We start from the raw sequence: 24,627 nt of genomic DNA, 5'->3' as shown, positions 1-24,627 counted from the left end.
CTATTTTGTAGTGAGCGTTACAGATAGGTCGCTACTGAACACCTTCAAGGGTAATTCTGTAACGATCGACACAAAATTTTGCTGGAGGACATTATTTATGGGGCGGCATCGCGCCTTTGACCTGGAAGAAGCCCTGAACGCCGCCCGAAATGTGTTCTGGCTGAAGGGCTATGAGGCCGCTTCCATCAGCGATCTGACCGAAGCCATGGGCATCAACTCGCCGAGCCTTTATGCGGCCTTCGGCTCCAAGCAGGGTTTGTTTCGCGCCGTTCTCGAACATTACGATGCGGCACGCGAAAAGGTACTGCTCAAGATCATCGACGAGCCCACTGCACGCGACGTGGCGCTTAGATATCTCAGCGCCATTGCCGATTACGCTACCGACAAAAAGCATCCGCCGGGATGCCTTCTGGTCAAGGCGGGCCTTTCCACCGTGGAAGGCGAAGTCGCCGAACAGATTTCCCGCCACAAAATGGCGAACGAACTGGCTTTGCGTGAACGCTTTGAATGCGCCAAACGCAGCGGCGACTTGCCCGAAGAGGCCAAGCCCGCCGAACTCGCACGTTATATTATGGCCATTGGCTCAGGCCTGTGTGTGCAAGCCGTCAACGGCGCGAGCCGTGAGGATTTGCGCAACATCGCGGCCATGGCCGTGAACGGGTTGCCCCAGCCTGGCAAAGCCGCCAAGCGTTCAACGGCCCGGGAGAACGCCTGACAGATCGCCAGATTGGGGTGAGCATTCAGTAGCAGAATTCTGTAACGAGCGCTACAAAATTCTACGGAAGATTTCAGCTCGCGATAAGAAGCCGAAAATCGGCGCGCTGAACCTTGGTTTGGGTATCCGCGCTGCAGATCAGGCCAATGGCATCACGTCCGTCGCTCTGACGTAGGGGATGAGCAAAGCTAAGCCGGTCACCTGCACGCCATTGCCCCGAAACAGGAAATGGGCTGGCCAAGCTCGCGCGCGCAGTCGCATCGACCAAGCCGCCCCGCCACGACACTGTTCCGAAAAATCCGGGAAGCGAAAGCGCGACAGTTGGGCCCGGCGAGCGGGCCTGCCAGGCAAAACCTGAAAGATGTCTGCCAAAATCATAAAGTTCATTCGCAGCGACGACCGGCACATCTGCCATCCAGCGATACCGGCCCGGCTCGGTGCCCCGATATACCCGCAAAGTGACGCCAACCACGCGTGAAGGCAAAAGGACAGCGCCTGCCTTACCTTGTTGCAGGCGAAGTGACACCGGCGCAGCATCCACCTCATGACCGATGAGGCGCTGCATGTCGTAGAAAAGCTGATAGGTATAATAATATGTGGACGACGGCGCCGTGAAAGGCCCCGCCACATTGTCGGTCCGCAGTGATAGCGCATTCGCGCGCGGCGTCGAAGCAGTTATGGGAGTCGAGATCGTGCCATCGGCTTCAACCGATCCGTCCATGGAACACGCGGCGGCCTTCGATATCCAATCCGGCAACGGAAAACCTCGCTCATCCGCCAGGATGAATCCGAACAGGCATTGAAGCGAAAGATTTCCGTTCCGCCCGAAACGGCGAAAGCTGCCCCGCGTGGTCAACCGACTGCCGCGCGCCAGCTTCACATCTGCACCCGTGACCACACCACCAAAGTTTTCCAGGATTTCAAACCGCACGTCTTCCAAATCGAGGCTGTTGCAGCTTTCGCTCGGAGCCGGAAGAACGTCGATTGGCGTACGGCCGAGCAACCCACGATTAAAAAATATAGTGCTCTTGACGGCTATCTGGGAGCGCAAAAGCTCGAGCCCGCCAAGCTCGAAATGCCCGCCAGTGACGGCGAGCGCGGCACAATCGGTGAACTGGATTTTGCCGTTGATGTGGTTGGCGATGGTCCCGCCGCGGCAAGCCGATAGCGAGATACCAACGTATTCCGCCATGCCTTCCGCCTTGTCACCGACAAAAGGCATGATGTGACAGCCATCGATGCGCAGACCATCACCAAACGCCCCGCTCGAGATTCCCTGCTGGTGCCGCGCGGGCCAAGAGGAAGGCGGCTTGCGCCAAAACAACAGGCATTGCTCGAAGCTCACCTGATCCACATAATCAGGCGCCATATGCGCAAGCTGGCAGAAGTTCTCCGCCGCCACGCGCTTCAAGCTATAGCCGCCGCCGAGATCGAATGCCCGTACATCGCGATTGGCGTTGTTCACAAAGCGGATATCTTCGATGAACCCGGCGCGCGGGCCGGGAAAACCCTGCTCCCATTTGCCATCGCCGCCCACATTCAGCCGGAAGAGAACGTTGTCGTCGTAAGCAGCCTCGGCGGTGGTCAATAACCTGGTCCGCCATGGCACGCCGATCAGCGAGGAGCCAATGGGCAGATAGATCGTTTTGGATACAGGAACATCGCAAGGCGGCAACAGAAGCCGACCAGCGCCCTTGGCGTTGAAATAGCTTTCCGCGATGATCAGCGCTGTGGCAGCATCATTGTGAAACACGAAAAGGCGAAAGCTATCGCCCGCCAACTCCCACCACGCGCCATCCGCCGAGCGAAACGCGGCACTGTGAGAAGGCTTTGCCGCAACACGCCGGTAGATTGTATCCCCACCATCCCCCGCCGTTGCGTACCCCGAAACCTGGAGCGCGGCGACATCGGCTGAAATCTGCGCGCCTTTTGCCTGAAGAACAGTGCCCAGCCCAAGTGTAGTGCCTATTGCCGAGGGCAATGCGTCAGCACTCGTCGCCGAGGCAACTGCCGCGGAGCTCGCCAGGAACAGACGTCGCGAGACGCTATTTGGGGAGCTTGGCATGGGGACTAACAAACGGGCGTGGAGACGGGGCGATGTACCGGCTACGCGGGGCTGGAACATAGAGCGCTTCGCTGCGTGCACCATAGGCCATCGTTACACCGGCAACCACAAGCAAGAGCTCATTGGTGTAAGGCGATGATGCCAGAGATACAAGAAACAGCATCACCTGCACCGCGAGGCTATATCGCGTGGCGACGTCGGCGCGCCCACCCGAATAGCGCATAGCGCGATAGCAGCGCAGCGCGAATGTCGCGATATAGATCACGTAGCAGATTGCCCCGAGAAATCCCGCTTCGCCGATGATCTTTGCCCAGAAAACGTCCTGCAAGAAGGCCGCGAAAGTGGGGCCGCCACCATTCAGCATGCTGATGCCATAGGCGTAATAAACGTTGCTATAGCCATCTTGATAAGACGGGGCGCTGCCGAAGGTGCCGCCGCCCGTTCCAAATGGGAAATGATCTATCCCGATTTGGAAGGAGGCATTCATCATCCCCGCGCGCACGGTCGGAATGGCATCTGCACCGACGAACATATTAAGGTGGCCCAGCATGGATTCGCCCACGCCGGTGAACGCGAATAGGGGAATCAAAACGGCAGCCGCCGCCCCCAGGAGGAGCATGTTCTTGAACAAGCCGCCTTGGCGATGCTGAGTGATTAGGTATGCCCCCAAAACGAGTGCGGCAATCTCCTTGATGGAGGCGGTGATCACCACCATCAACGCGAACAGAATTGCACTCACTGTGTACCAGACGTTGCGCCGCTCAGCGCCACGGGCCAGCGCCCCGAAACACGCAAGACAATTGAGCCAAGCCAGTTCAGCCGCTGAACCGCAAAGCGCCAAAGGCTGTAAATAGGAGCCCTTGCTCGCCAATTCGCGGTCGAAAATCGTGTGCCCCGCCGCAAGGTCATAGAAAACAAAAGGGATATTCAAAAAGGCAAAGCCCATGAACACCAGATACATGGAGGTGAAGATCTTTTTGACGTCGCGCGTGGCAGAAAAGGCAAACGAAGCCGCCAAGACGACAAAAGGCAATTTCAGATCGAGAACCGCCGCCTTGATGGACGATATCGGCTGGGGCACGCCGCCGTAATTATGCGCCAATGGACCTACGAGCAGGCAAAAGATGTAACCGCAATAGACCGCAATGGTCCAGTCGCCGGAACGCGTAAGATAATAGAGTGCCGGCAGAGCAATCAGCGTGACCGCGGTTTCGTCCAGTGGCGATGGCCCATACGAACTTTGAGCCATCAAGATCATATAATGAATTGAGAAATAGATCCCCAGCGCTACAGCCGGGCCAAGACCGCCCTGCCAAGCGCTTGCTCGCAAAAACGCGTTTCGCCCGATCTGACCAAATGATCCTAGCATGCGGAACCTGAGGTTACGAAAACATCGGGAATTTTGCGCGCCCTGCTTTTCCATTCTGGCAGTTTGGCGGCCAGAAGTGTCTTGATGGCACTCTCGTCCACGATCAGACGTTGCAGCCCGGCGGACAAGCTTTGTCGCGTTACATCGGGTGTGGGCAGGACATAGTCTGTCGAGCCAAAGAGGTCGTTATTGATGCCGATCGCCTTGATACTGTAGGCGATCGACAAGGTGGGCACCGATTGGGATATCGCACCGATCGTGCCATGGGTGCGCGCGCCGATGAAATAGCGGCACAGCCCCAGAGCATATTTCAGTTGCGCGGTATTGAGCCCATCCGGCAGGAGGCGAATGCGCCCAGAAGTATCGCCCGCCATGTTCATCAGCCCCTGCAAATAGTGCCAATCGCTGTTGTTATCGACGCCGGCGAGGGGCCAGACATGCGGCACCAGCATGATGTCCATGGCTGTCTCGGCAAGCACCCAGTGAAAGAATTCCACAATCTCGCGATCGAAAGCTCGGCGCAGATCTTCGGTTGGACGATAGCCACGCACCAGCGGGCTGAAATTGATCCCAAGATAGCTGCGCTCCGGCACCAAGACAGCGCTGGTATCCCATGGTTCCGAATCCATCACAAAAGCGGGGTCCGCAACAAGCTGCACATTCGTCAGCCCCAAACCTTTTAGATATCCGAAGCTCGCTGTCTCTCGCACGGTGATGGACGTATAGCCCGCAAGATGGCGGGTCATCTGGCGTTCCACCGCGGGGCGCTTGGTGAAAGGACCAACCGAAGCCGCAACAAGGTGGGTTGGCTTACCGAGCTTTCGCGCAGCCTCCACCACGCCAACCCAGTAATAAAGACTGAGCAGGTCGTAATCGAGCGAGATGATATCGCCGCCCGTCATGATCAGTGCATCAGCACCAGCAAGTTGCCTCGAGGTTTCCGGATCCACCCCCACTGGCGGCATGCCTAAGCGATGGACATTCGGCATCCGCGTATAGGCCCGGTTCCAAAGCTTAAGGCGCAGTGGAACCTTAGGGGCGGGCACAAAGGTGATCCCTTGCGATACCGCATTCGGCCATTGCTTGCGATCGAGCTCTATGTCGGTGGAGGGACAGATAAGCTGAATATCCGCAAAGCGTTCACGCAGCAGCTTTGTGTTGGAACGAATCAGCGCCTCGCACCCGCGATTTCCGAAGGACCACTGGCCCGCAAAATATATGACTTTTGGATGCGATGTCATTGAATCACTCTGGCGATTTCAGAAACGGGCAAGCGGTCGGAGGTTGCTACGGCAAAGCTCTCCCGCAGGCGCCCCACCGCGAGCAACATGATCACGGTCTCACCGGCAGGAATGCTTCCATCGCGGTGCAACGCTTTATCCAGTTGCGGTGGAGAAGACCAATTCAGACAGCAGGAGCCAAGACCCAAGGCATGCAAGGCCAGCGTAATGGTCATGGCGAACATGCCGCCATCGATCCATGCCTGATAGCGCTCACTTGGATCGACAAATGCGGATAGATCGGATGTGACGACCAGAATCGCACCAGCTGTATCGCCAAACCCGCGATTTCCGTTTTGGTGGCGCAGTATCCTCTCCTTGTCCTCGGGCTTCATGAAGATATGCACACGGCCGGACTGGCGATTGCATACCGAGGGAGTGGACCGAGCCATATCAATGGCCTTCAAGAGGAAAGCTGCCTCCAAAGCTTCGTCCGAAAACTGCCGCACTGAATGGCGCGACCAGAAGAAGCGTTCCGCATCAAACGATGTCGCCGCTTCGACATCTTCACGGCGTATAGGCTTTGTTGGTTTCCCTGAGATCTCGAGCCCGCGCTCCGCAGCCAAAGAAAGAACCTCTTCAACCCCTTTAGGTATGGCAGCACTGCCTTCGCGGGCGTGACGGAGGTAGGCACTAAGAGCATTCAGGCTGTGTGCGCAAGCGGGCGTCCAAGGACCGTTGTTCCGGATGCGCCTTGCAAGCGTATTGGCAAGACGGCTTACAACGATTGCCCCGAATCCCGGCCGCGGAACCGGCAGCGACAATCCCTTTTCAATCGCGTGATAGGTCTTCGTCATCTCGGCATCTTCATGCGCCAGACTTCCACGAAGCCCGCCCGCGGACGAATGCCGATGAAAGCGATTGAAATCGTACACCGAATATTGCGCCAGGAGCCGCGTTGAATTCAGCCCCTTCAACCAATTACGGAACGGCTTAGGCAGTATTGTCTTTGCAACAGCGGTTAAGCCCATCACTGAAAAAGCCCCAAATACCTTGCCTGATAGCGCGGGAGCACCAGAAAACCAGCAGCCGCGAGAAGAAGTACCGCACTCAAAATCGCGCAAACGAGAGATGGCAAACAGATTACGAAAGTTACCAAAGTGATGCAGAGAGGAACAAGCATCACAAGACGCTGAGAGTTGAAAAGTGTAATTCTCATGCGACGAACACGCAGAGTGACAGAGTAATTCACGAGTGCCGTCGAAAGCGCCATCGACGCCGGCAACGCATAGATGCCGAGCACCTTGTGCAGAGCGAAGCTGCCAAGGCAAAGGATGAGTGAGGATGATCCGGACACCATCGCAATAATGGCACCTTGACCGCTCATGCGCAGTACCGCCTCAACACCGACAAACATCGTTCCGATCAGCGGCGCAACCACCAGAGCGACCATGATCGGCAGAGCCGGGATATAGTCTCCTGACATATGGACGACAAAAGGTGCCACGCCAATGATTACACCCGCCAAGCCCGCAACCATGGGCAGCGCGATACGGCTGAGCTCGCTAAGAAGCGTATTCACGCCGGAAATATCACCAGCGTGAAACAGCGGACCAACTTTCGGCATCACCGTGCGCATAACGATCTGCAGCAGGAAGGGGTAAAAAGAGGCGAGCCGCGAGGCGATCGAATAATCCGCTGCGATGGTGGATGAAAAGAAGGTGCCGACCAACAGCATATCGATGCCCTGCAACTGCTGGCCGAGCATTGAATAGGAGCCGAGCCAGCCGCCATAGCGCAAATCCCACCAGGTGAGCTTTCCAATACCTTTGATTGTAGGGCTGAGCACGCGCACAACGTCAACACACCAAGGCAGCGCCGGGCCGACCCAGAGAATGACCGCCACCCAATAGGCTGGGGCGCCAAGAAGCCAGGCCAAAACAAATCCCGTCATACGGATCGCGTTGGGCATCACCTCCGTGACCATGATCGAGCGCGGTACCTGTGATCGGCCGTCAAAGGAGCTCGCGGTGATTTGAAGAAGCGTGCCGAAGACGATCATCGGCGAAAGGTTCACCAGCCACTCCACCATACCCGGTTTTGCGAAGAGCCCGGCGATTTGCGGGGCGAAGGCCACTGCGCCGCCCAGAACGGCCAGGCTGACGGCACCACCGAAGAGGTACATGCAGCGCATCAGCTGCACATCAAGAACATGGTCCCCCGAATGACGGCTCACATGATAGAGCACGATGCTTCCGAAACTCGAGCCAAGGCCAAGATTGATCAGCCGATAAATCGTGAAAACGATCATCAGCTCGCCAAAAGCGTCCTTGGGCATCAGCCTGTTCATCAGGATGAGCACCAGGAACTGCGAGCCCAGCGCGAAAACGCGCGCGCCCGACCCGAAGATGGCGCTCCGTAACCGGCTGGAGAGCAGCTTTTGACACAACTGAGGAAGCACGCTGTTACCCATCAAATATATCTAATTACGTTCCGGGCACCGCGCCGCGTTGGTTAATCACGGCGAGGTACCCTTTGGCGATCTCGTGCCAGGACAGAGCTTTCAACAGGATTGCCCTCGCTTTCTGTGCCTCTTGCTGCCAGATGGCTGGCGGCTTGGCGCAGAATTGCGATATGGCGGCAGCGATATCCTCAGCCCCGGCATCTGCGGAAAGCGCAATCCCCGTCATACCAGTGTCGAAGAGATCACGAATGCCGCCGGTGGCGGATGCGATAAGCGGGCGCTGTGACAGCGCCATCAGAATGGCGACCCCGCTTGCCGAGGAAAATCCGCGATAGGGCAGCAAGACCGCATCGCTCTGTGCGATAAGGTCCTCTAGTGCGTCATCCGGAACAAAACCGATATCGCAGGCTATGCCATCAGGTGCGCGGGCGATCTCGGCTTGGCAATCCGCCCAATAGGAGGGATCCGCACGATCCGGCGCACCAGCGATCGTGAGCGTAACCTTTAGACCTTGCGCCCGGCATGCCTGAACCGCGCGGATGGATTCCAGAACCTGCTTGTTACGGCGCAAGCTGCCAAACACCAGAAGATTGCCGTTGCCAGGCAAGTCGCGCGGCGCACCGAGCGCGAACAAGCCATGCGGCAGCACCGAAATCCGCGCGGGAGAAAGGTTATAACGATAGATCATCTCATCGCGGCAATCGCGCGTGGTTGCGATAAGATGGGAAGACAAGCGGTAGCTCAGAATGAGCGCCAAGCGACCCCAAAACGGCGGCCTTGCCCTGCCCGCCCAGGCGTGGGGCGTCGCATCATGCACGATGAGATAGACCCGCGCTCCAAGTAGCCGCAGCATTGCTTGAAGCGGCAGGAAAAATGGCATCGGATCCGGAATAGAAAAGAGATAGGTATTTGTCTGAAGGCGCGCCGATAAACAGCCAAAGATCCCGTCACGCACCCGCGCGAGCGAACTTAAGACGCGCGGCAGTAACGGCCCGTTGCCCAATTCGCGCCGGGAAACATAACGCGTGACGCGCGGATGTTTGGGGTCGCGCTCGGCGGGCACAGCCTTAGGCGCGACGTAGATGACATCAGCTCCATTTTCAGCGAGTGCGGAAGCAAGCTCCTGAGCAAACCAGCCGGTGCCCTCGCCCCATGTCTTGGTCTGAAAGCAAATTTTCATGGTTCGGCTCGGGCTAATGCATCTCGCACGAACCCCTCCACAGCGCGAAAGTAATCCGCCCGCGTATATCCGTCGGCGTATTCCCGGGCTCGCCGAGTGAGGTCAGCACGTGCTTCTGGATCCGCCAGCAAAGCCGCTACACGCTTTGCCAAAGCTTCCGGGTTCTTGGGAGGTACAACCGCAGCCGAAACCCCGTCAACGAGATAGCCTTCAAGCCCGCGCACATCCGAAGCCACTACCGGGACACCCGCTTCGATACACGCGGCCAGACGGACCTGCCCGGAGCTTTTGTATTGTTCTTGCAGGCAGAGCACGTAGAGCTGCGCCCCCGCGACATAAGCATCATGCTCGGCAAGGCTTACCTCGCACTGCACATCCACCGTGCCGCGCGCATTCAGAGCCTTCACTAGGCCAAGATCCTTGGTGGAGCAGGCGATCTTCAATGCCCACCCGCCTATTTCAGCAGCTTTGAACAATGTTTCCCAATCACAGGCGGACCGGCCCGACGAGAAGACATAGTAGCCTTGCGCAGGTTTGACTGCGGCTTGGGGCTTAAGCCAGCCCTTGAGGGGCCAAGTGATGAGGGTGATCGCTTGCGCGCTAAGCCCATAGCGCGTCTTGAAAAGATCACGCTCTCTGCAGGTCAACACCTGCAGACCGGCGACCGACCGGCGCAACGCTGCGCCCATGAATGGTTGGAACAGAATGCGATAGAGGAAGCGCGTGAGCGGTCCTTTTGCCTCCACGCCGTAATCTATGCATTCGAGAAGGATAAGGCATTTGCGCCCAGTCAATGACTGCAGGAAACACGCAAACCTGCCGCCGCGATACCAGTTCGGCGCGACCGCGTCAAATTTCCGCCCCAGCCACAGCAAAGCCATGGCGCGCAACGGCGGGATTTTCAGAAACGGGACAGCCCAATGGCCTAACCGTTCGCGCGCATAGGGCTCGAACGGGACGGTCAGTGCGGGGAGTTCATCTGCATACCAAAAATCGCAGAGGACCAGTTTCTTATCCGAGCCCATTTACAGCAAGCTCCGATAGAGCGCCTGCATGGCTTCGAAATAACCATCCTCTGAATGGTTGCGGGAAATAAAGGCCCTGCACTCAGCCGCCATATCCGAAAGACGGGTTTCGGGAAGCGCGGAAACGTCCGCCAGCACAGTGGCGAGCGCTGAAACATTGCCGCTCTCGAACAGCCAGCCAGTTCTGTTCTCCTCGATCAGCTCCGGAATGCCTCCAATGCGCGCGCCAATCAGCGGTTTGCCCCGTTGAAGTGCCTCGAGCGCGCTCAACGGGCTGTTCTCGTACCATTCAGACGGCAAGACGATGGCACGCGCGGCATCGATGATCTCGACAAGATCCGCACCGGTCCGGAAGCCAAGAAAGCGAACCGGCGCGTTTAGAGCTTCAGCTTCGGCGCGTAACTCCGCTTCCTGCGGTCCACGCCCCGCGATTTGGACTTCGACGCCAGCGTTCGCTGCCGCGCGGATGAGTGTCATCACCCCTTTTTCTTTCGACAACCGGCCGAAATAAAGGATGTGCCGTCCGCCCGTTTGTGCCTTGAGCCCGTGAACTGGGCGAATAAAGTTTGGGATATAGACGAGCTTTGCAGCATCGACACCCCAGGAAATCAGCTTGTCGCGGTAAAAGCGGCTTGGCACCACGATTCTGTCGACATGCCTTGCATAGATATCGAGCGTTCTATGCAGCATCATTTCCAGCATAATGACGGTGCTGGCCGGCAGACTGCCCTTGATGCAGCGATTGCGCACCACATTCCAATACCGCCCACCCTTGCAGCTTTCGCAAATGCCAGAACTATTCAACATGGTGTAGGCGGGGCAAGCCAATTTCAGATCGTGGGCCGTCAGCACCACGGGAATGCCGCGGCGTTTCAGCTCCACAAGTATAGAAGGGGATTGGTGGTGATAAATATTGTGGACATGGGCAAGATCGACCGGCACCGCATCCAGCATGCGCGCCAATTTTCTCCGAGCCTCGAAGGAATAGATGATCCTGCTTGATTGAATCAGTCGCTGAGAAAGTGAGCCACCCAGAGCAAAATCACTCTCTTCGGCAAAATATTGCGAATCGGCGCTAGGCAGATTTTCAGGGTGACGTGTGGCAAAGAAAGATGTCGCCCAGCCGCGTTCCCCCATCAGACGCGCATGGTCGAGATAGACGTTATCTGCTCCACCCCGGCGATAGTGAAAGGCATTGATGGATAGCAGCTGCCGTGCCGGGCCGCTCGCGGCGCCCAGCACAATCTGCTTCTCCGGCAAAGATGCTGATGCCAGGCTCAACTTCTCACCGCTGCGCTGGGTGCGCCGACGCCCGTTTTGCTGGCCTCGGACGCTTCATCACCCCGAAAAAGGGCAATATGCTGATCCGTGACGCTATCCCAGCTAAAGGTACGTGCCACATGATCGGCGCCCTCGGCACCCTTGGCCGCAAGAGCATCGCTGTTTTCGAGTGCCCAGGAGAGCTTGGCTTCGAGGTCATCCGTCGAGCCATTGGAAAAGTAAGTGGCGTGCTCGCGCATGCCATATTGGTTCTGCGGGATGTCGCTGCAAATGATCGGCGCACCGAGATACGCTGCTTCCAGGATAACCGGCGACAGCCCTTCGATGGCGGATGGCTGGACATAAGCATAGGCATTGCGCATCAGTGCATGTACTTCCGTGCCATAGCGAAATCCGGCGAACAGAACTCTTTCGTCCTTGGTATCGCGAATGCGGGATTCGTAGTCGGACGGGTTGGGCGAACCACCGACGAGAACAAGCTTCTTATCCGTCGAAAGGCGCTCAAAAGCTGGAACCAGCCAATGCAGGCCCTTGTCAGGAATGAACCGGCCAACAAACAGGAAATAGCTTCCCGCTTTTAGCCCAAGTTCATCGAGAACCCGTTCTGAAGCAAGGTCGTAGGCGACATCTGCGCCGAAGGGAATGAAATCATATTTCCGCTTGAAGCGGGTTTCAAACATTTCGCGGGCAAACACGTTATCGAAAATCACCCGGCTATGTACACGCGCAGTCAAGAAGGACGACAGCCAGAGGAATAGTTTAGCGTACCACGTCCATTTGTCCCGCACCCAATCCACGCCATCTTGACTGAGGTAGGTACGCTTTCCGAACAGGCGCAGAATCGCGCCGAAAATGCTGTTGCCGCCATTTTGGATGTGCACGACATCGGCGCGGTTGTTGCGGATGATGTCATAAGTCACCCGGGCGGAATGCAGCAGTGTATCGAAACCCTTGTTCCGCACCGTGCGGATGGAGCGGACTTCGACGCCGCTGATATTTTCAACGGCAGCCGGATCGCCCGCCATGCCAGGATAGAGCCGGTTATAGGCAACCACGCTCGCCCCCCGCTTCGCCAAACGCGGCAGCAACTCCATTGCGAATTTATCAGCCCCCGCACTGCCCTCACGCGGAGGGAAATTGCGAAAACCGAAAGCTGCGATACGAAGCGGGGTCTGCAAGCGGATACTCCTTTAGGGCTGGTAGTCAGGCGCGAATGGCTTGACGTGATCGGCGTAATAGGTGGCGATGTAGTCCTTCAGGGCCACGCGCCAATCGCGCATCAAATCCATGCCGCGGAGCTTGAGCTTGTAGTTGTAGAGACGCTCGCAGGGTGGGCGCGGCGCGAAATATTCCGACGAGAAATACTCGGATTGGACAGAGTTGATTTTAACCTTGCTCTCGAGCTTCAGAAGGCGGATCAATTCTTCCGCCACTTCCAGACGGCCGGTTTCGCCGCCGCAGACCATATTGTAGAGACCGTAATAGGGCGTCTCCACCATGGCGCCGAGGGTGCGCGCGAAGTCGATGGTGTAGGTAGGTGTGCCGAGCTTGTCGTCAACGATGTTGAGCGTCGTCGCCCCGGCGGCAAGCTGTTTCATCAGCTTCGAAATGAACTTCTTGTCCTTGGCTGGACCGCCGCCCATCATCCAACCGGCGCGGAAGATGTAGTGCTTATTGGCCCGAGCCAGCACTTCCACTTCACCCATATATTTTGCTCGAGCGTAGACGCCGAGCGGATTGGGCTGATCCCAATCGTCATACAGCGCCTTGGTGCCGTCGAAGATGCCGGCCGTGCTGATGTAGACCAGCGGAATGCCATGCGCATTCGCGAGCGTGATGGCGTGGTTCACCGACAGCGTATTGGTGCGGTAGGCGTCATCCGGATTGCGCTCGCAGTATTCCAGGTCCGTATGGGCCCCAATATGCATCAGGATTTCTGGTTCAAAGCGCGAGAAATTCTTCTCGTAATCGGCGAAGTCGCGAAAATCGCTATAGGACAGCCATGGCGCATTCACGTCGATATCCGTGCACAGCAATTCGTGCTTTTCGCCAAGTACCTTGTGAAGCGCCTCGCCCAGCATTCCGCCGACGCCGGCCAAATAAATTCGCATCAGTTTTGCCTCATATTATGAATGGTGCTGTCTTCAGCTTCAAAGCGGTCTGCATCTTTGAGCAGCGCCCCCGCCTTATCCTTCGCCGCCAGCTGCGGCTCGCCGTGTTCGGGCCAGGCGATGGCAACGTCCGGATCATTCCACACCAAAGTGCGCTCATGTTCCGGGTGCCAGAATTCGGTTGTTTTATAGAGAAACTCCGCCGACTCGCTGAGCACCAGGAAGCCATGCGCAAAGCCTTCCGGAATCCAAAGCTGGCGGTGGTTTTCCGCGCTCAACAGAACGCCAGTCCAAGAGCCGAATTTGGGGGAATTGGCGCGCAGATCCACCGCGACATCGAAGACCTCCCCTTCGACAACGCGCACCAGCTTTCCTTGCGGTTTTTGGATCTGATAATGCAGTCCGCGCAACACGCCCTTGACCGAACGGCTGTGATTATCCTGCACAAAGCTGCGCTTCACGCCGGTAGCAGCTTCGAAGTCGCGTGCGTTGAAGCTCTCAAAGAAGAAACCGCGCGCATCGCCATAAACCTTGGGCTCGAGAACAAGCACCTCGGGAAGCTCGGTTGCGGTAACGGTAAAAGGCACGATGTGCATTCCTTGCGATATCCCCGGCCACTTTCGAGACGGAGGGCTAAAGTTCAGTTTTAATTCTGCAGGCGCGGACATCTCGTTGATGGGGGCGCGATGGCCGCACCTGCAGTTCCCCTCGCACGCTCAAGCAATCAAGCGCTGAAGGTATTGGCCATAGCCGGTCTTCAGAAGCGGACGCGACAGGATGTTGATAGCCTCGGCGTCGATCCACCGCTTGGTGAAGGCGATTTCCTCCGGGCATGCCACCATCAAGCCTTGGCGGGTTTCGAGCGCGGAGATGAAGCTTGAGGCCTCCAGAAGGCTCTCATGCGTTCCTGTGTCGAGCCAGGCAAAGCCGCGCCCCATGATCTCGACATTGAGCTTGCCCATTTCGAGATAGCATTTGTTGACGTCGGTGATCTCGAGCTCGCCACGCGGCGATGGCTTGAGTGCGGCCGCGATGTTGCAGACATTCCTGTCGTAGAAATAAAGACCGGTGACCGCATAGTTGGATTTCGGCTTAGCCGGCTTTTCTTCGATATCGACGGCGCGTTGATCAGCATCAAACTGAACAACGCCATACCGCTCCGGATCCATGACATGATAGGCGAAGACGCTGGCACCCTCGTCGCGGTCGCTGGCGCTCTGCAGCAGCTTTGGCATGTCATGGCCATAAAAAATGTTGTCGCCGAGGACCAGGGCACATGGATCGTCGGCAATGAAGCGCCGCCCGATCAAGAAGGCTTCCGCGATTCCCGTGGGCTCGGCCTGCACGCCATATTCGATGTTCAGGCCCCACTGGGAACCATCCCCAAGGAGCTGCGAAAAGCGCGGCGTGTCCTGAGGTGTGGAGATCAGCAAGATGTCCCGGATACCCGCAAGCATCAGCGTGGAGAGCGGGTAGTAGATCATCGGCTTGTTATAGACAGGCATCAACTGCTTGGAGATGCACTGCGTGATCGGATAAAGGCGCGTGCCGGAACCGCCGGCCAGGAGAATGCCTTTGCGCGTCGATGTACTCATGCCTGTGACCCCACGAGTTGATCCAAGACTTCATCGATACCCAGTTTCCAGTCGGGCAGAGATAAGCCGAACGCTGTACTGAATTTGCTGGTATCGAGCCGCGAATTCGCCGGACGACGAGCCGCCGTCGGATATTCGGCGGTCGTGATCGGCTCGATAGCTTCCGCTGCGAGCTCGAGCGCTTCACCGGCTTCCTGCGCGCGCCGCACGATGTGGCGGGCAAGGCCATTCCAGCTTTCGCCACCGCTCGCGACAAGGTGATAAAGGCCCCAACGCGGTGCGCCGTCCTCTTCCGCGATTTTCGTCAAAGCGGCGGCGGTCATGCGCGCTAGCAATGCCGCACTGGTGGGCGCGCCAAATTGATCAGCAACCACGGTAAGCCGCTGGCGCGATGCCGCCAGGCGTAGGATCGTCTTGGCGAAATTTGCACCATGCGCACCGATCACCCAGCTTGTGCGGAAGATCAGATGCTTTGGGCTGCGCGCCACCTCTCGCTCACCGAGATATTTGGTCCAGCCGTAGATCGACAGGGGGCACGGCTCATCGCTTTCGCGGTAAGCCCCTTCCTTGCTGCCATCAAACACATAATCCGTGGAGTAGTGCACCAGGGTGGCACCGAGTGCAGCGGCTTCCTCTGCCAGCACGGCCGGCGAGATTGCGTTGATCAGATGGGCCGTCGCCGGCTCCGATTCCGCCTTATCAACTGCGGTATAGGCGGCCGCGTTGACGATGATGGACGGAGCGTAGCCGCGCACCAATGCGCGCAAGCTGGTGGGCTGGGTAAAGTCCACATCAGGGAAGTCGAGCGCTACAACCTTGCCTAACGCGGGAAGGGTTTTGCGCAGCTCATGACCAACCTGGCCATTGGCTCCAAGCAAAAGGATCACAGGCTCAGACATTGGATTTCTTCTCGTATTGCAGATCGAGCCATTTGCGATATGCGCCGCTGGTGACGCCTTCGACCCAGGAGGCATGCTCGAGATACCAACGAACCGTCTTCATCATGCCGCTTTCGAAATTTTCCAGCGGCTTCCAGCCCAGTTCGCGCTCAATCTTGGTCTGATCGATGGCGTAACGCCGGTCGTGCCCCGGGCGATCCTTCACGAAGGCGATCTGCTCCGCATAGCTTTTGCCGTCCGCGCGAGGACGTAGGCCATCAAGGATAGCGCAAATCGTCTTCACCACGGTCAGGTTGGCGACTTCGTTGCGACCGCCAATGTTATAGGTCTCGCCGAGCCGTCCCTCTGCGAGGACTTTCATGATGGCCCGGCAGTGGTCCTCAACATAAAGCCAGTCACGTACCTGCTGGCCGTCGCCGTAAATCGGCAGAGTCTTGCCGCTCAGAGCGTTATTGATGACCAGCGGAATGAGCTTTTCTGGGAACTGATAAGGTCCGTAGTTATTGCTGCAATTGGTCGTCAGAACTGGAAGCCCGTAAGTTCCGAACCAAGCGCGCACAAGATGATCGCTGGAAGCTTTGCTCGCGGAATAGGGCGAGTTCGGCCGATAGGGCGTTTCCTCCGTGAAAGGCGGATCTTCCGGCTCGAGACTGCCATAAACCTCATCTGTGGAGACATGCAGGAAGCGGAAAGCGGCCCGATCTTCTTCGCCGAGCTCACCCCAATATGCGCGCACACATTCGAGAAGATTGAAGGTCCCCAATATATTGGTCTGAATGAACTGGCCCGGCCCGAGAATGGAGCGGTCGACATGAGATTCCGCGGCGAAGTTCAGCACCGCGCGTGGCTTATATTGCGCAAGGAGGCCGCTGATCAAATCCTTGTCGCCGATGTCCCCGCGCACAAACACATGCTTCGCATCTTTGGAGAGGGACTCGAAATTGGCAGGATTGCCCGCGTAGGTGAGATTATCGACATTGACGATTTGCTCGCGCGTCTCGCCAGCCCACAAATACACAAAATTACTGCCGATGAATCCGGCACAACCAGTCACAAGGATTGTCACGTTCTCATTCCCATCTTGCGGACCGACATTTCCACTCCATCAACCTTCCGCCATTTGGGACAAACGACGTTTGATCTGTGTTCAACTTTCGACAAAGCTGCGCACTTCCGCATCGCAGAAGCGAGCCTGCTAAAACCGTAATCTGTGGCTACCCCAGCCAACCTGCATACCGCGGCAAACAACACATCTTCAGAGACCAGCCATCAGTACGCATTCTTGTGAAACCAAATGGCGACGAAGGTCTTCACCAGAATTTCGAGATCGAGGATGACCGATGCATTCGTCGCATACCAAATGTCGTATTCCACGCGGCGGCGCATGAGATCGATATTCGAGGTCTCGCCGCGCAATCCATTGACTTGCGCCCAACCGGTTAGCCCCGGTTTCACATGCTGGCGGATATCGTAGTGCTTAATGAGCTTGGAATAGAGCTCATCATGCGCTTGCGCATGCGGGCGCGGCCCCACCAACGACATGTCGCCTGTAAGAATATTGATAAGTTGCGGCAGCTCATCGAGGCTGGTCTTGCGCAGTACAGCGCCCACCTTGGTAACGCGCGGATCGCCGCGCACCGCCTGCTTCACCTCAGGTCCATCCTCATGCACGCGCATGGAACGGAATTTCCAGATGCGAAAGGGCTTGCCTTGATAGCCATTACGGGTTTGGCGGAAAAACACCGGCCCGCGCGAGTCCATTGCGATAAGTATGCCAATGACCACAAACAGAGGCAGCAGGAAGGCCAACGCCGCGGCAGAAATTACGATATCAAGGCTGCGCTTTACCGCGCGCTGCACGGCACCCAAGGGCTCGCGACGCACTTCCACAGCGAGTTTCTGACCAACCACAACGGATTGATATTGCACCAGGCTCGCCTGATGCGGCTGTGGGAAGATCAGAAGTGCGCGCGGAATGAGGGCTAATCCGCGGCTCAGGGCAGCAAGACGCTCAGATCCTATACGCCCCGCGCTGATATAAATGTCGCCCGGGCCAAGATCGCCCGCCACATCCGTGACGTGATCGAGAATGCGGCGAAGCTCATTGGCCCAATCGGCCGGCGAACAAGACGTGCGCCCGGTGATGATTTTCGGGGCGGATTGCCCGGCATCCTGCAGCTCGGTGCTGAGTTCGCGTGCCCATGGATCATCCGCATCCGCGATAATGATGCATTGGCGCCCGCTGCGCGCCCTTGCCATGAGCCGCGACATGCGTTGCGGCAACAGAGCATGCCAAAAGGCGAGCACCGGAGCCCCAACCAAGCCAAGTACTACGAGTGTGGATTGCGAGGCCCCGAAGGAGGCTTTGAACGCGACCAGGAAGAACACGAAGAGCGTGATTGCAACCCACCAGCATTTCATTGCCTGCTTCGCCCGGTCCGAAACGGAAATCGGGCGAACATCCAAGCGCTGGCGAGAAATACGGCTGATAGCGCCAAACAGGACAGCAAGTGCCAACCCCAGCTTGGAGAAGTTCGCCAAAGGAACGGACGCTTCAAAGCCAAGCGGGCGGCAAAGAAGACCAACCGCGAGTGTCAGCCCAACAATGAATATCGTATCGGCGAAGAACTGAGGTATTGAGTTTAGTTCACGCGCCGAGACTCCATTGCGCCCCGGCAGCGGCGGCATGTGTTCCTGTTCGGATAGCACATGATCCAGCGCCGCTACGCTCTTATATGCCGGTGATGAATAGCCCGCTGCTAAAACGGCTGCTACGCCGTCTGGGCTAGAAGACATATGATTGCGAAACTTGGCGTCCATCCGCTCCGCTTACCGCTCTTTGAGACCCGGCCAGTGATCAAGAAATACAAGAAAACCGCAGGTTCATTTTGACCTAGAGCGCTGAGTAAACGGAAGCTTAATTCGGCGCGACGTCAGCTACCGGACATTATTCGCGCTGCTGACAGACAGCCGTCACAGCACTGCAATGCACGCAACCGGCAGCATTGCGCGAGAAGGCAGCATACGCCTGCGCATTGTGCGAAATGTTTTGTATGCTAATAGCGCGATCGCGTGGACTGGCTTTGACCCAAGCCAATGCCGATGAGTGTGGCGAAGAAGAGCGATACCGCAGGCATCTGAAGACTGAAGTCTACGGTCGAATGCACGGCAACAACTGACATCGCACCGAGAGCGGCAAGTGCATAGCTGCGATTGCGGCGGCGGATAAAAAGCGCGCGAAGACAGGTCAGCAATATCAGCAGCAAAGCTAAAAACCATGCGCAAGCTGCCGGAATGCCCAACCCCGCCGTGAATTCAAGGTAGTCGCAATGCGCTTTATCTATGACCACCGGAAACAAGCGCACGGCATACATCGGGTAGGCGTCTTCGAAACTTCCGAGCCCCATTCCGAGCATAGGAGCGTCCTGGATCATGCGCAGCGCGGCATCCCACATGCTGAGGCGGAGGTTATCACCTCCATCAAAAATGAACGGTTCAGCGAGACGGGCGGCGAGGCTATCCCCAAAAAATACGAGCGCACCCATGACAAGGAAAGTGAAGATGAACACGGATATGGACGCAAGGCGCGCCGCGCGCGTACGCGCAAAAGGCAGCGATGCCATGGCGATAGCCACAAAACCTATCGCGGTCGCAGCGAGCCCTCCGCGAGATGCGGACGCGGCAACCGCGCCAAAGGTGAGAAGGAAGGCGAAGGTCAACGGTGCGCCACGGCCGGTACAAAACTGGAGCGCCGAGATTAGGCGCTTGACCAGGCTCTGCCCCGGCGTGGCCTTTTCGCTCAGGACCGAAAAGAGGCGAACAACCGCCGCAATGGCAGCCATCGCTTCAAAGGTCGCAAAGGAATTATGCGACATGAACGGTCCGGAAAGCCATTGGCTCTGATATGGCACCGCGTAGAAAAGATTAGCCTGCTGATATCCGAGCAGATCCAGCGCAAACGCATAAACGGCATAGAGTGCGCCAATCGCAATCACGGCATTCAGCAAAATTGCTGCCCAGCGCGCATCGCGACTCATACGGAAAGCGAGAAAAGCAGCAAGAGCATAGCTCGAAAGCTTGACGATCTCCGCTTCGCCTCGCCAGGGATTAAGCGAAATTGTTCCCGCCAGGGAAAGATGCAGTGCTCCCGCTGCCATTTGCCAGACCGGATGAATCCAGGCTTGCGGCATACCGGGCAAAATTTGAACGACCGCCCAAGCAAGCGTCCCCAGCATCAACACGAAAGGCAGAAAAATGCTTCTATTACCGCGAACGAGATACTCATCGGAGCCAAGCGCGCCTGTGAGCCAAAATGCTGCGCTCAAAGCAATAAGCAAAGCTTGAACGCCATAAGCCCAAGCGATAGCGCCACCTAAAGGGAATGGCGCCCAAATAAGCGCAGCCAGGAAAACGATGAGCGCGGTGCCGCGCAAAAACGACTGGAAGCGTTCTGTCACGCTTGCCAGCAGTGCCGCCCGATCATTCATGGAGCCCGGCCCATTTCGTGAAGAAGACCCCACCGGTTTATGTATCGGATTTCGTCGGCGGAAAACGCCCGGTTGAGAACCGACGCCGCGCCAGGCGTATCAGCGACTGCAAAAAAGTGTTCACGCAAAGGCGGATAATCCCAAAGCTGGCGGGCATTTCGCAACGCGGCTTGCTGTGTGTCGCCATCAAGATCAGGCCATAACGCGGCAGCATCGACGCTTTGTGGTCCAGCCAGCCAGAATTCATGTGGCGCAAGCATAAGAGATTGCGAGAGAGCTTCCGCCGCCATGCGCTTATTGGTTGGTGTGAGGGCCTCCGCCAAAACAAGCCAGCCACGTGCGGAAGCCGGCTCAGCGGTAAGACCCTTGCGTACTCTCGAAATCACCTCGCCACGCGGCAATCCCGCGCGCAAGGCAGCTTCCGCTGCCGCGATCGCCGCGATCCCGTCCTTCGGATTGGCAGCGGACAGCGCATCAATGGCATGGCGGTAGGCCAATGACGGCATTGGCCGCTGCGAAACCATATAGACCGGCACGGGAATAGCGCCGTCATTCGCGACGCCATTCCGCCAATGCACAACTCCACAGGCCGCAAGCAAAAGTACTGCGGCCAACAGCAACAGGCTGGTGCCTATATTAGCCAGAGTAATATTTGCTGTAGCTGTAGTAGTTCTGATAGCCATAGCTGTAATAGCGGAACCGCTCGTTATCTGCACGGGCAAGCGCGATGCCTGCCACCGGCGTGTGCGTGTCGGAAATCAGGCGCATAGCATTGAGAGCAGCTTCACGCGGCGTCTTCTCCCACCGGACGACCAGCAAGCAGGTGTCCGCAAGCGGCCCCAGGATACGCGCATCATTCACCGGCAGGAGCGGCGCGGTATCTATGATGACGAGATCGAAAGCATCACGTAGCCGGGCAACCAGTCCTTGCATCGCCTTGGAGGACAAGACGTCGGTTGGGCTGGCCGGGATGGACGAGCAAGGCAGCACAAGAGCGTTGGAGAGAGGATCTTTATACAAGCAATCCGTGAGTGACGCTTTGCCTGCCAAGGTCTCGACAATCCCGTTCTGGATATCGGTCAACCCGACAGCCTTTGCGACCGTAGGGCGGCGCAAATCGCCATCAACGATCACCGCTGTCAGACCGCCACGTGCCGCACTTCTCGCCAAACTCAGGGAGATAGTTGTCTTGCCTTCCCCGGGTACAGATGACGAAACCAGAATGACCTTTGGCGAATCATCCACATTGGAGAGGCTAAGACCAAGCTGCAGGCCTCGCACCGCCTCCGCAAAAGCCGACAATGGCTTAGTGCTGATGAGATCGGCAGCTTTCACTGGAGTCTCGCCTTCAGTGAGCAGTTCCACTTCAGGCACCGTTGCGAGTACCGGCACCCCCATCAACCTTTCCAGCTCAGCCGTGGTGCGGAAACCGATATCAAGCCGTTCGATGATAAGGGCCAGGATAAAGCCGAGCACCAGACCGGCCGGAATCGAAAGGCCAATCGCCAGTTCTTTTTTGGGAGAGCTCGGGGCTCCAGGCACTTCCGGATTGGAAATGATGCGTGCATCCGGCGTTTGAATGCCTTCCTGTCCCTGGGTCTGGTTCAAACGCCCAAGGAATGCCTCATACATCGCACGCGCCGAAGTCGCAGCCGATTGCAGGGCGGTGAGCTGAACATTGGCTTGGTTCTGGCCAGCTCCCTGCGCCTCAGCTTGGCGGAGCGAGGCTTCGAGCGAGGCGACGTGAGACGACGCAACATCAACGTCGTTTTTCGCGGAAGATACGAAGCGCTGAATTTCCTCGTTGATCTTATCGCTCAGCGTTTGGCGCTGCGCTTCGAGATCCAGCATCTTTGGGTGGCGCGGGCCATATTTGGAGGCCAGATTGGCCATCTGGCTTGTCAACTGGGTTTCCTGCGCACGCAAATTTGCGATCAACGGCGAAGCAAGAACTTGGGCGGAGTCAGAAGCCTTGCCGTTTTTTGCAAGCGCCAGCAGACGATCGTAATTAGCCTGCAATTCCGCCATTTCCGTTCGCGCCGCCACCAGCTTGCCGTTGATATCGGCGATCTGCTGATCGACCACGGAAACACCATTGGCGGTGGTAGTGATATTATGCTCGGCCTTATATTGCTGAACCGCTGCGTCCGCGAGCTGGGCTTCCTTGGAGAGGTTGGAAATGCGCCCCGATAGCCACTGCGTCGCTTTTTGCGTGGCCTGGAATTTCGCCTCTAGCTGATCTTCCACATAAGCATTGGCGATGGCGGCGGCGAGACGCGCGGCTTTGCGCGGGTTATCCGAGCGGAACGAGACGTTCATGGCCGTGGAAAGGCCGATCTGCGATACCGAAACACGATCCAGGAAACGATGGATAACCGCAGATCGCTCGGCATCAAGCTGTTGGGCGTCCGCTTCTGTCTTGCGCATCCCGAACCAATGCGCGGGATTGAGGGTTGATAAGAAGGACGGCAACGCGCCACGGGCGGGATTAAACTCCGGGTCGTCGCGCAGCTTTTCCTTGTCGACTACGCGCCCGCCGAGTTCCAGTGACGTCAGAATCTGAATCTGGTTCTGTATGGTGGACTGATCAGCCGGCAGACCAGAGAACAGCGCGACACTGTCTTCGAGATTGTGCTTGCGCTGGTCCAGCATGACAACAGCCGTCGCAGTATAGAGCGGCGTCATCTCCATCACCGCCACAGTAACCAGTGCGACGACAATGGCAGCCGTCCCCAGGATAATCTTTCTGCGCACCCGAACGATGCGCAGGAGATCGTGGAGGTTTGGCCCCCCACTTCCCGTCTCGCGGGGTTCGGAAGGCAGCGGTGCACCGGCCACGTTCGTGGCTGCAAATGACGTCTGGATGTTCATGACTCAAACTGCTGTGATCGACGGCACTTACCGCCAGGAATAACAACGTCAGATATGCAGAGAGAGGCCAACACTCGCGGTGTTATCATGGTAGTTGAACGCGCCGAGATTCGATGACCGGCTGCCATAATCGTATGCAAAGTTGAGGCTGGCATAACGATTGATGAGGTATTTGATGCCGACATTCACACCGGGGACTTCATCGGTTCGATTAGAACCGGCATAGGCAACGTTGTTGTACACCCCGCCGAGCTGCAGAATGATATTCGGGCGGAATTCGTAATCCAGGCCCATAGCCACACGTCGGTTATCTGCGGAGGAAATGCCGGCAAGGACCACATCTTCCAGGGTGCGCTCACCGCTGACATGCATGGTCAAATTGGGTGATAGATACCAATCAAGCTGCAAACCGTAATCGAACCCGCTGATGTCCTTCAGCGGCACGCCGATATGCTGGGCGTAGTTCTGCTGCAGATACCCGACGAACACCTCGCCCGACACCAGATGCGAGATTTTGACGTTCACACCGCCATCGAGGCGATAGCCATGCGAAGAACGGTCCGAGCCAGTGCGATCGAAGAGATTGGCATAATCGCGCTCGTCATAGCTAGCCTTCAGATACCCAGAATAGCCCGGCGAGAAATCGTAATAGACTTTTGCATAGGCGTGATAGGCATCCTGATTGCGGTCCTCATTGAAGAGCTTGCCGCCACCGATCATCGGCGTGGTCTGCCAATTGTAGTTATCGAATGCAAAGCCAGCGCCAAAACCCAACCTATTCGGCTGATAATCCGCAACAGTTTCAGCATGGGCGTGGAAGTACTGGTTCGGCGCGGCCTGAAAGCCCGTGGAGTTCGGCGCGGACCACAATTCGTGCTGATGCTCGTAATAGGTATTCATGCTCACATTGGCGGCGCGCGAGATATCAACACGCCCGTCCGTACCTACGCGCCAGTCGGCCAAATTTTGGCCCGTCTGGGTCGCGTATTGATAGACATTCGAGCCGCCATAGACCTCTAGGAAATGACGCCCCCACTGCGATTGCAGGCGGAGAGTCGGAGAGATCGTGAAGAACCAGTCCGAAACTGGCGAAGAGGTTTTAAAAACGTTGTCGTCGTAAGATGACTTGGTATCGAGATTGGGGAAAAGCCGGAAGCCACCCATCGGGATGCCCTTGGCATCATAAGCAGGCCGCGCTCGCTCCATCACACCAACATCTTGCGCCGTCAGATCAACGTAATCAGGAGCCGCAGCGTTTGCGTAAGACGCACAAGCGAGAAGGCAAGCCACGATGCTGCCCGAAATATTCAGCCCCACCAACTTCATCCGAAATCCCACTCGCCTC

General features: G+C 57.3%; 20 protein-coding genes. 1 reads left to right on the top strand and 19 read right to left on the bottom strand.

Features of this window, described 5'->3' with window-relative positions; translation table 11 throughout:
- Positions 1-97: 97 nt before the first annotated feature.
- Positions 98-715, top strand: coding sequence for a TetR/AcrR family transcriptional regulator (locus FHS83_RS08445; protein ID WP_167082548.1), 618 nt, complete (start codon positions 98-100; stop codon positions 713-715).
- Between the two features lie 73 nt (positions 716-788).
- Here FHS83_RS08445 and FHS83_RS08440 read toward each other — a convergent pair whose 3' ends face one another.
- From FHS83_RS08440 to FHS83_RS08350, 19 genes are all read right to left on the bottom strand, one after another.
- Entirely contained in the window at positions 789-2,495 is a 1,707-nt protein-coding gene (locus FHS83_RS08440) for a hypothetical protein (RefSeq protein ID WP_167082547.1), read from the bottom strand.
- A gap of 265 nt (positions 2,496-2,760) precedes the next feature.
- Positions 2,761-4,029, bottom strand: a complete 1,269-nt coding sequence (locus FHS83_RS08435; protein WP_167082546.1) for a hypothetical protein — start codon at positions 4,027-4,029, stop codon at positions 2,761-2,763.
- A gap of 113 nt (positions 4,030-4,142) precedes the next feature.
- On the bottom strand, positions 4,143-5,390 hold the full coding sequence (locus FHS83_RS08430; RefSeq protein ID WP_167082545.1) for a polysaccharide pyruvyl transferase family protein: 1,248 nt from the start codon (positions 5,388-5,390) through the stop codon (positions 4,143-4,145).
- Entirely contained in the window at positions 5,387-6,400 is a 1,014-nt protein-coding gene (locus FHS83_RS08425) for a nitroreductase family protein (RefSeq protein ID WP_243846328.1), read from the bottom strand. Before FHS83_RS08425 ends, FHS83_RS08430 begins: the two co-directional genes overlap by 4 nt.
- Positions 6,400-7,842, bottom strand: coding sequence for a lipopolysaccharide biosynthesis protein (locus FHS83_RS08420; protein WP_167082544.1), 1,443 nt, complete (start codon positions 7,840-7,842; stop codon positions 6,400-6,402). The genes FHS83_RS08425 and FHS83_RS08420 overlap by 1 nt, the downstream gene beginning before the upstream one ends.
- A 13-nt stretch (positions 7,843-7,855) precedes the next feature.
- Positions 7,856-9,013, bottom strand: a complete 1,158-nt coding sequence (locus FHS83_RS08415) for a glycosyltransferase family 4 protein (RefSeq protein ID WP_167082543.1) — start codon at positions 9,011-9,013, stop codon at positions 7,856-7,858.
- The gene (locus tag FHS83_RS08410; RefSeq protein ID WP_167082542.1) at positions 9,010-10,038 is read right to left on the bottom strand and encodes a glycosyltransferase; all 1,029 of its coding nucleotides are present in this window, start codon (positions 10,036-10,038) and stop codon (positions 9,010-9,012) included. Before FHS83_RS08410 ends, FHS83_RS08415 begins: the two co-directional genes overlap by 4 nt.
- The gene (locus FHS83_RS08405; RefSeq protein ID WP_208414315.1) at positions 10,039-11,319 is read right to left on the bottom strand and encodes a glycosyltransferase; all 1,281 of its coding nucleotides are present in this window, start codon (positions 11,317-11,319) and stop codon (positions 10,039-10,041) included.
- A complete protein-coding gene (locus FHS83_RS08400; protein ID WP_167082541.1) occupies positions 11,316-12,497 on the bottom strand; it encodes a glycosyltransferase family 4 protein in 1,182 nt (393 codons plus the stop codon). The genes FHS83_RS08405 and FHS83_RS08400 overlap by 4 nt, the downstream gene beginning before the upstream one ends.
- 12 nt (positions 12,498-12,509) lie before the next feature.
- Positions 12,510-13,430, bottom strand: a complete 921-nt coding sequence (locus tag FHS83_RS08395) for an SDR family oxidoreductase (RefSeq protein ID WP_167082540.1) — start codon at positions 13,428-13,430, stop codon at positions 12,510-12,512.
- On the bottom strand, positions 13,430-14,026 hold the full coding sequence (gene rfbC / locus FHS83_RS08390; RefSeq protein WP_167082539.1) for a dTDP-4-dehydrorhamnose 3,5-epimerase: 597 nt from the start codon (positions 14,024-14,026) through the stop codon (positions 13,430-13,432). Before rfbC ends, FHS83_RS08395 begins: the two co-directional genes overlap by 1 nt.
- A 120-nt stretch (positions 14,027-14,146) precedes the next feature.
- Positions 14,147-15,025 carry a glucose-1-phosphate thymidylyltransferase RfbA gene (rfbA, locus tag FHS83_RS08385; protein ID WP_167082538.1) on the bottom strand — a complete coding sequence of 293 codons (879 nt, stop codon included), beginning with the start codon at positions 15,023-15,025 and terminating at the stop codon, positions 14,147-14,149.
- On the bottom strand, positions 15,022-15,924 hold the full coding sequence (rfbD, locus tag FHS83_RS08380; protein ID WP_167082537.1) for a dTDP-4-dehydrorhamnose reductase: 903 nt from the start codon (positions 15,922-15,924) through the stop codon (positions 15,022-15,024). Before rfbD ends, rfbA begins: the two co-directional genes overlap by 4 nt.
- Complete coding sequence (gene rfbB, locus FHS83_RS08375) at positions 15,917-16,990, bottom strand: dTDP-glucose 4,6-dehydratase (protein WP_167082536.1); 1,074 nt, start codon at positions 16,988-16,990, stop codon at positions 15,917-15,919. The genes rfbD and rfbB overlap by 8 nt, the downstream gene beginning before the upstream one ends.
- Before the next feature lie 203 nt (positions 16,991-17,193).
- The gene (locus FHS83_RS08370; RefSeq protein ID WP_167082535.1) at positions 17,194-18,744 is read right to left on the bottom strand and encodes an exopolysaccharide biosynthesis polyprenyl glycosylphosphotransferase; all 1,551 of its coding nucleotides are present in this window, start codon (positions 18,742-18,744) and stop codon (positions 17,194-17,196) included.
- 236 nt (positions 18,745-18,980) lie between these two features.
- On the bottom strand, positions 18,981-20,411 hold the full coding sequence (locus FHS83_RS08365; RefSeq protein ID WP_167082534.1) for an O-antigen ligase family protein: 1,431 nt from the start codon (positions 20,409-20,411) through the stop codon (positions 18,981-18,983).
- Entirely contained in the window at positions 20,408-20,917 is a 510-nt protein-coding gene (locus FHS83_RS08360; RefSeq protein ID WP_167082533.1) for a hypothetical protein, read from the bottom strand. The genes FHS83_RS08365 and FHS83_RS08360 overlap by 4 nt, the downstream gene beginning before the upstream one ends.
- A gap of 130 nt (positions 20,918-21,047) precedes the next feature.
- Positions 21,048-23,282, bottom strand: coding sequence for a GumC family protein (locus FHS83_RS08355; RefSeq protein ID WP_243846197.1), 2,235 nt, complete (start codon positions 23,280-23,282; stop codon positions 21,048-21,050).
- A gap of 48 nt (positions 23,283-23,330) precedes the next feature.
- Complete coding sequence (locus FHS83_RS08350) at positions 23,331-24,608, bottom strand: outer membrane beta-barrel protein (protein WP_167082531.1); 1,278 nt, start codon at positions 24,606-24,608, stop codon at positions 23,331-23,333.
- Positions 24,609-24,627 lie beyond the last annotated feature (19 nt).

This window comes from Rhizomicrobium palustre (genome assembly GCF_011761565.1).
GTDB lineage: Bacteria > Pseudomonadota > Alphaproteobacteria > Micropepsales > Micropepsaceae > Rhizomicrobium > Rhizomicrobium palustre.
This window is presented reverse-complemented; position numbering and strand designations above follow the sequence as displayed.

What these genes read in the sequence shown, in the direction of transcription:
- FHS83_RS08445 (WP_167082548.1), top strand. Translation starts at nt 98, where the DNA reads ATGGGGCGGCATCGCGCCTTTGACCTGGAAGAAGCCCTGAACGCCGCC.
- FHS83_RS08435 (WP_167082546.1), bottom strand. Translation starts at nt 4,029, where the DNA reads ATGGCTCAAAGTTCGTATGGGCCATCGCCACTGGACGAAACCGCGGTC.
- FHS83_RS08430 (WP_167082545.1), bottom strand. Translation starts at nt 5,390, where the DNA reads ATGACATCGCATCCAAAAGTCATATATTTTGCGGGCCAGTGGTCCTTC.
- FHS83_RS08425 (WP_243846328.1), bottom strand. Translation starts at nt 6,400, where the DNA reads ATGGGCTTAACCGCTGTTGCAAAGACAATACTGCCTAAGCCGTTCCGT.
- FHS83_RS08420 (WP_167082544.1), bottom strand. Translation starts at nt 7,842, where the DNA reads ATGGGTAACAGCGTGCTTCCTCAGTTGTGTCAAAAGCTGCTCTCCAGC.
- FHS83_RS08415 (WP_167082543.1), bottom strand. Translation starts at nt 9,013, where the DNA reads ATGAAAATTTGCTTTCAGACCAAGACATGGGGCGAGGGCACCGGCTGG.
- FHS83_RS08410 (WP_167082542.1), bottom strand. Translation starts at nt 10,038, where the DNA reads ATGGGCTCGGATAAGAAACTGGTCCTCTGCGATTTTTGGTATGCAGAT.
- FHS83_RS08395 (WP_167082540.1), bottom strand. Translation starts at nt 13,430, where the DNA reads ATGCGAATTTATTTGGCCGGCGTCGGCGGAATGCTGGGCGAGGCGCTT.
- rfbC (WP_167082539.1), bottom strand. Translation starts at nt 14,026, where the DNA reads ATGCACATCGTGCCTTTTACCGTTACCGCAACCGAGCTTCCCGAGGTG.
- rfbA (WP_167082538.1), bottom strand. Translation starts at nt 15,025, where the DNA reads ATGAGTACATCGACGCGCAAAGGCATTCTCCTGGCCGGCGGTTCCGGC.
- rfbD (WP_167082537.1), bottom strand. Translation starts at nt 15,924, where the DNA reads ATGTCTGAGCCTGTGATCCTTTTGCTTGGAGCCAATGGCCAGGTTGGT.
- FHS83_RS08370 (WP_167082535.1), bottom strand. Translation starts at nt 18,744, where the DNA reads ATGGACGCCAAGTTTCGCAATCATATGTCTTCTAGCCCAGACGGCGTA.
- FHS83_RS08365 (WP_167082534.1), bottom strand. Translation starts at nt 20,411, where the DNA reads ATGAATGATCGGGCGGCACTGCTGGCAAGCGTGACAGAACGCTTCCAG.
- FHS83_RS08360 (WP_167082533.1), bottom strand. Translation starts at nt 20,917, where the DNA reads ATGCCGTCATTGGCCTACCGCCATGCCATTGATGCGCTGTCCGCTGCC.
- FHS83_RS08355 (WP_243846197.1), bottom strand. Translation starts at nt 23,282, where the DNA reads ATGAACATCCAGACGTCATTTGCAGCCACGAACGTGGCCGGTGCACCG.
- FHS83_RS08350 (WP_167082531.1), bottom strand. Translation starts at nt 24,608, where the DNA reads ATGAAGTTGGTGGGGCTGAATATTTCGGGCAGCATCGTGGCTTGCCTT.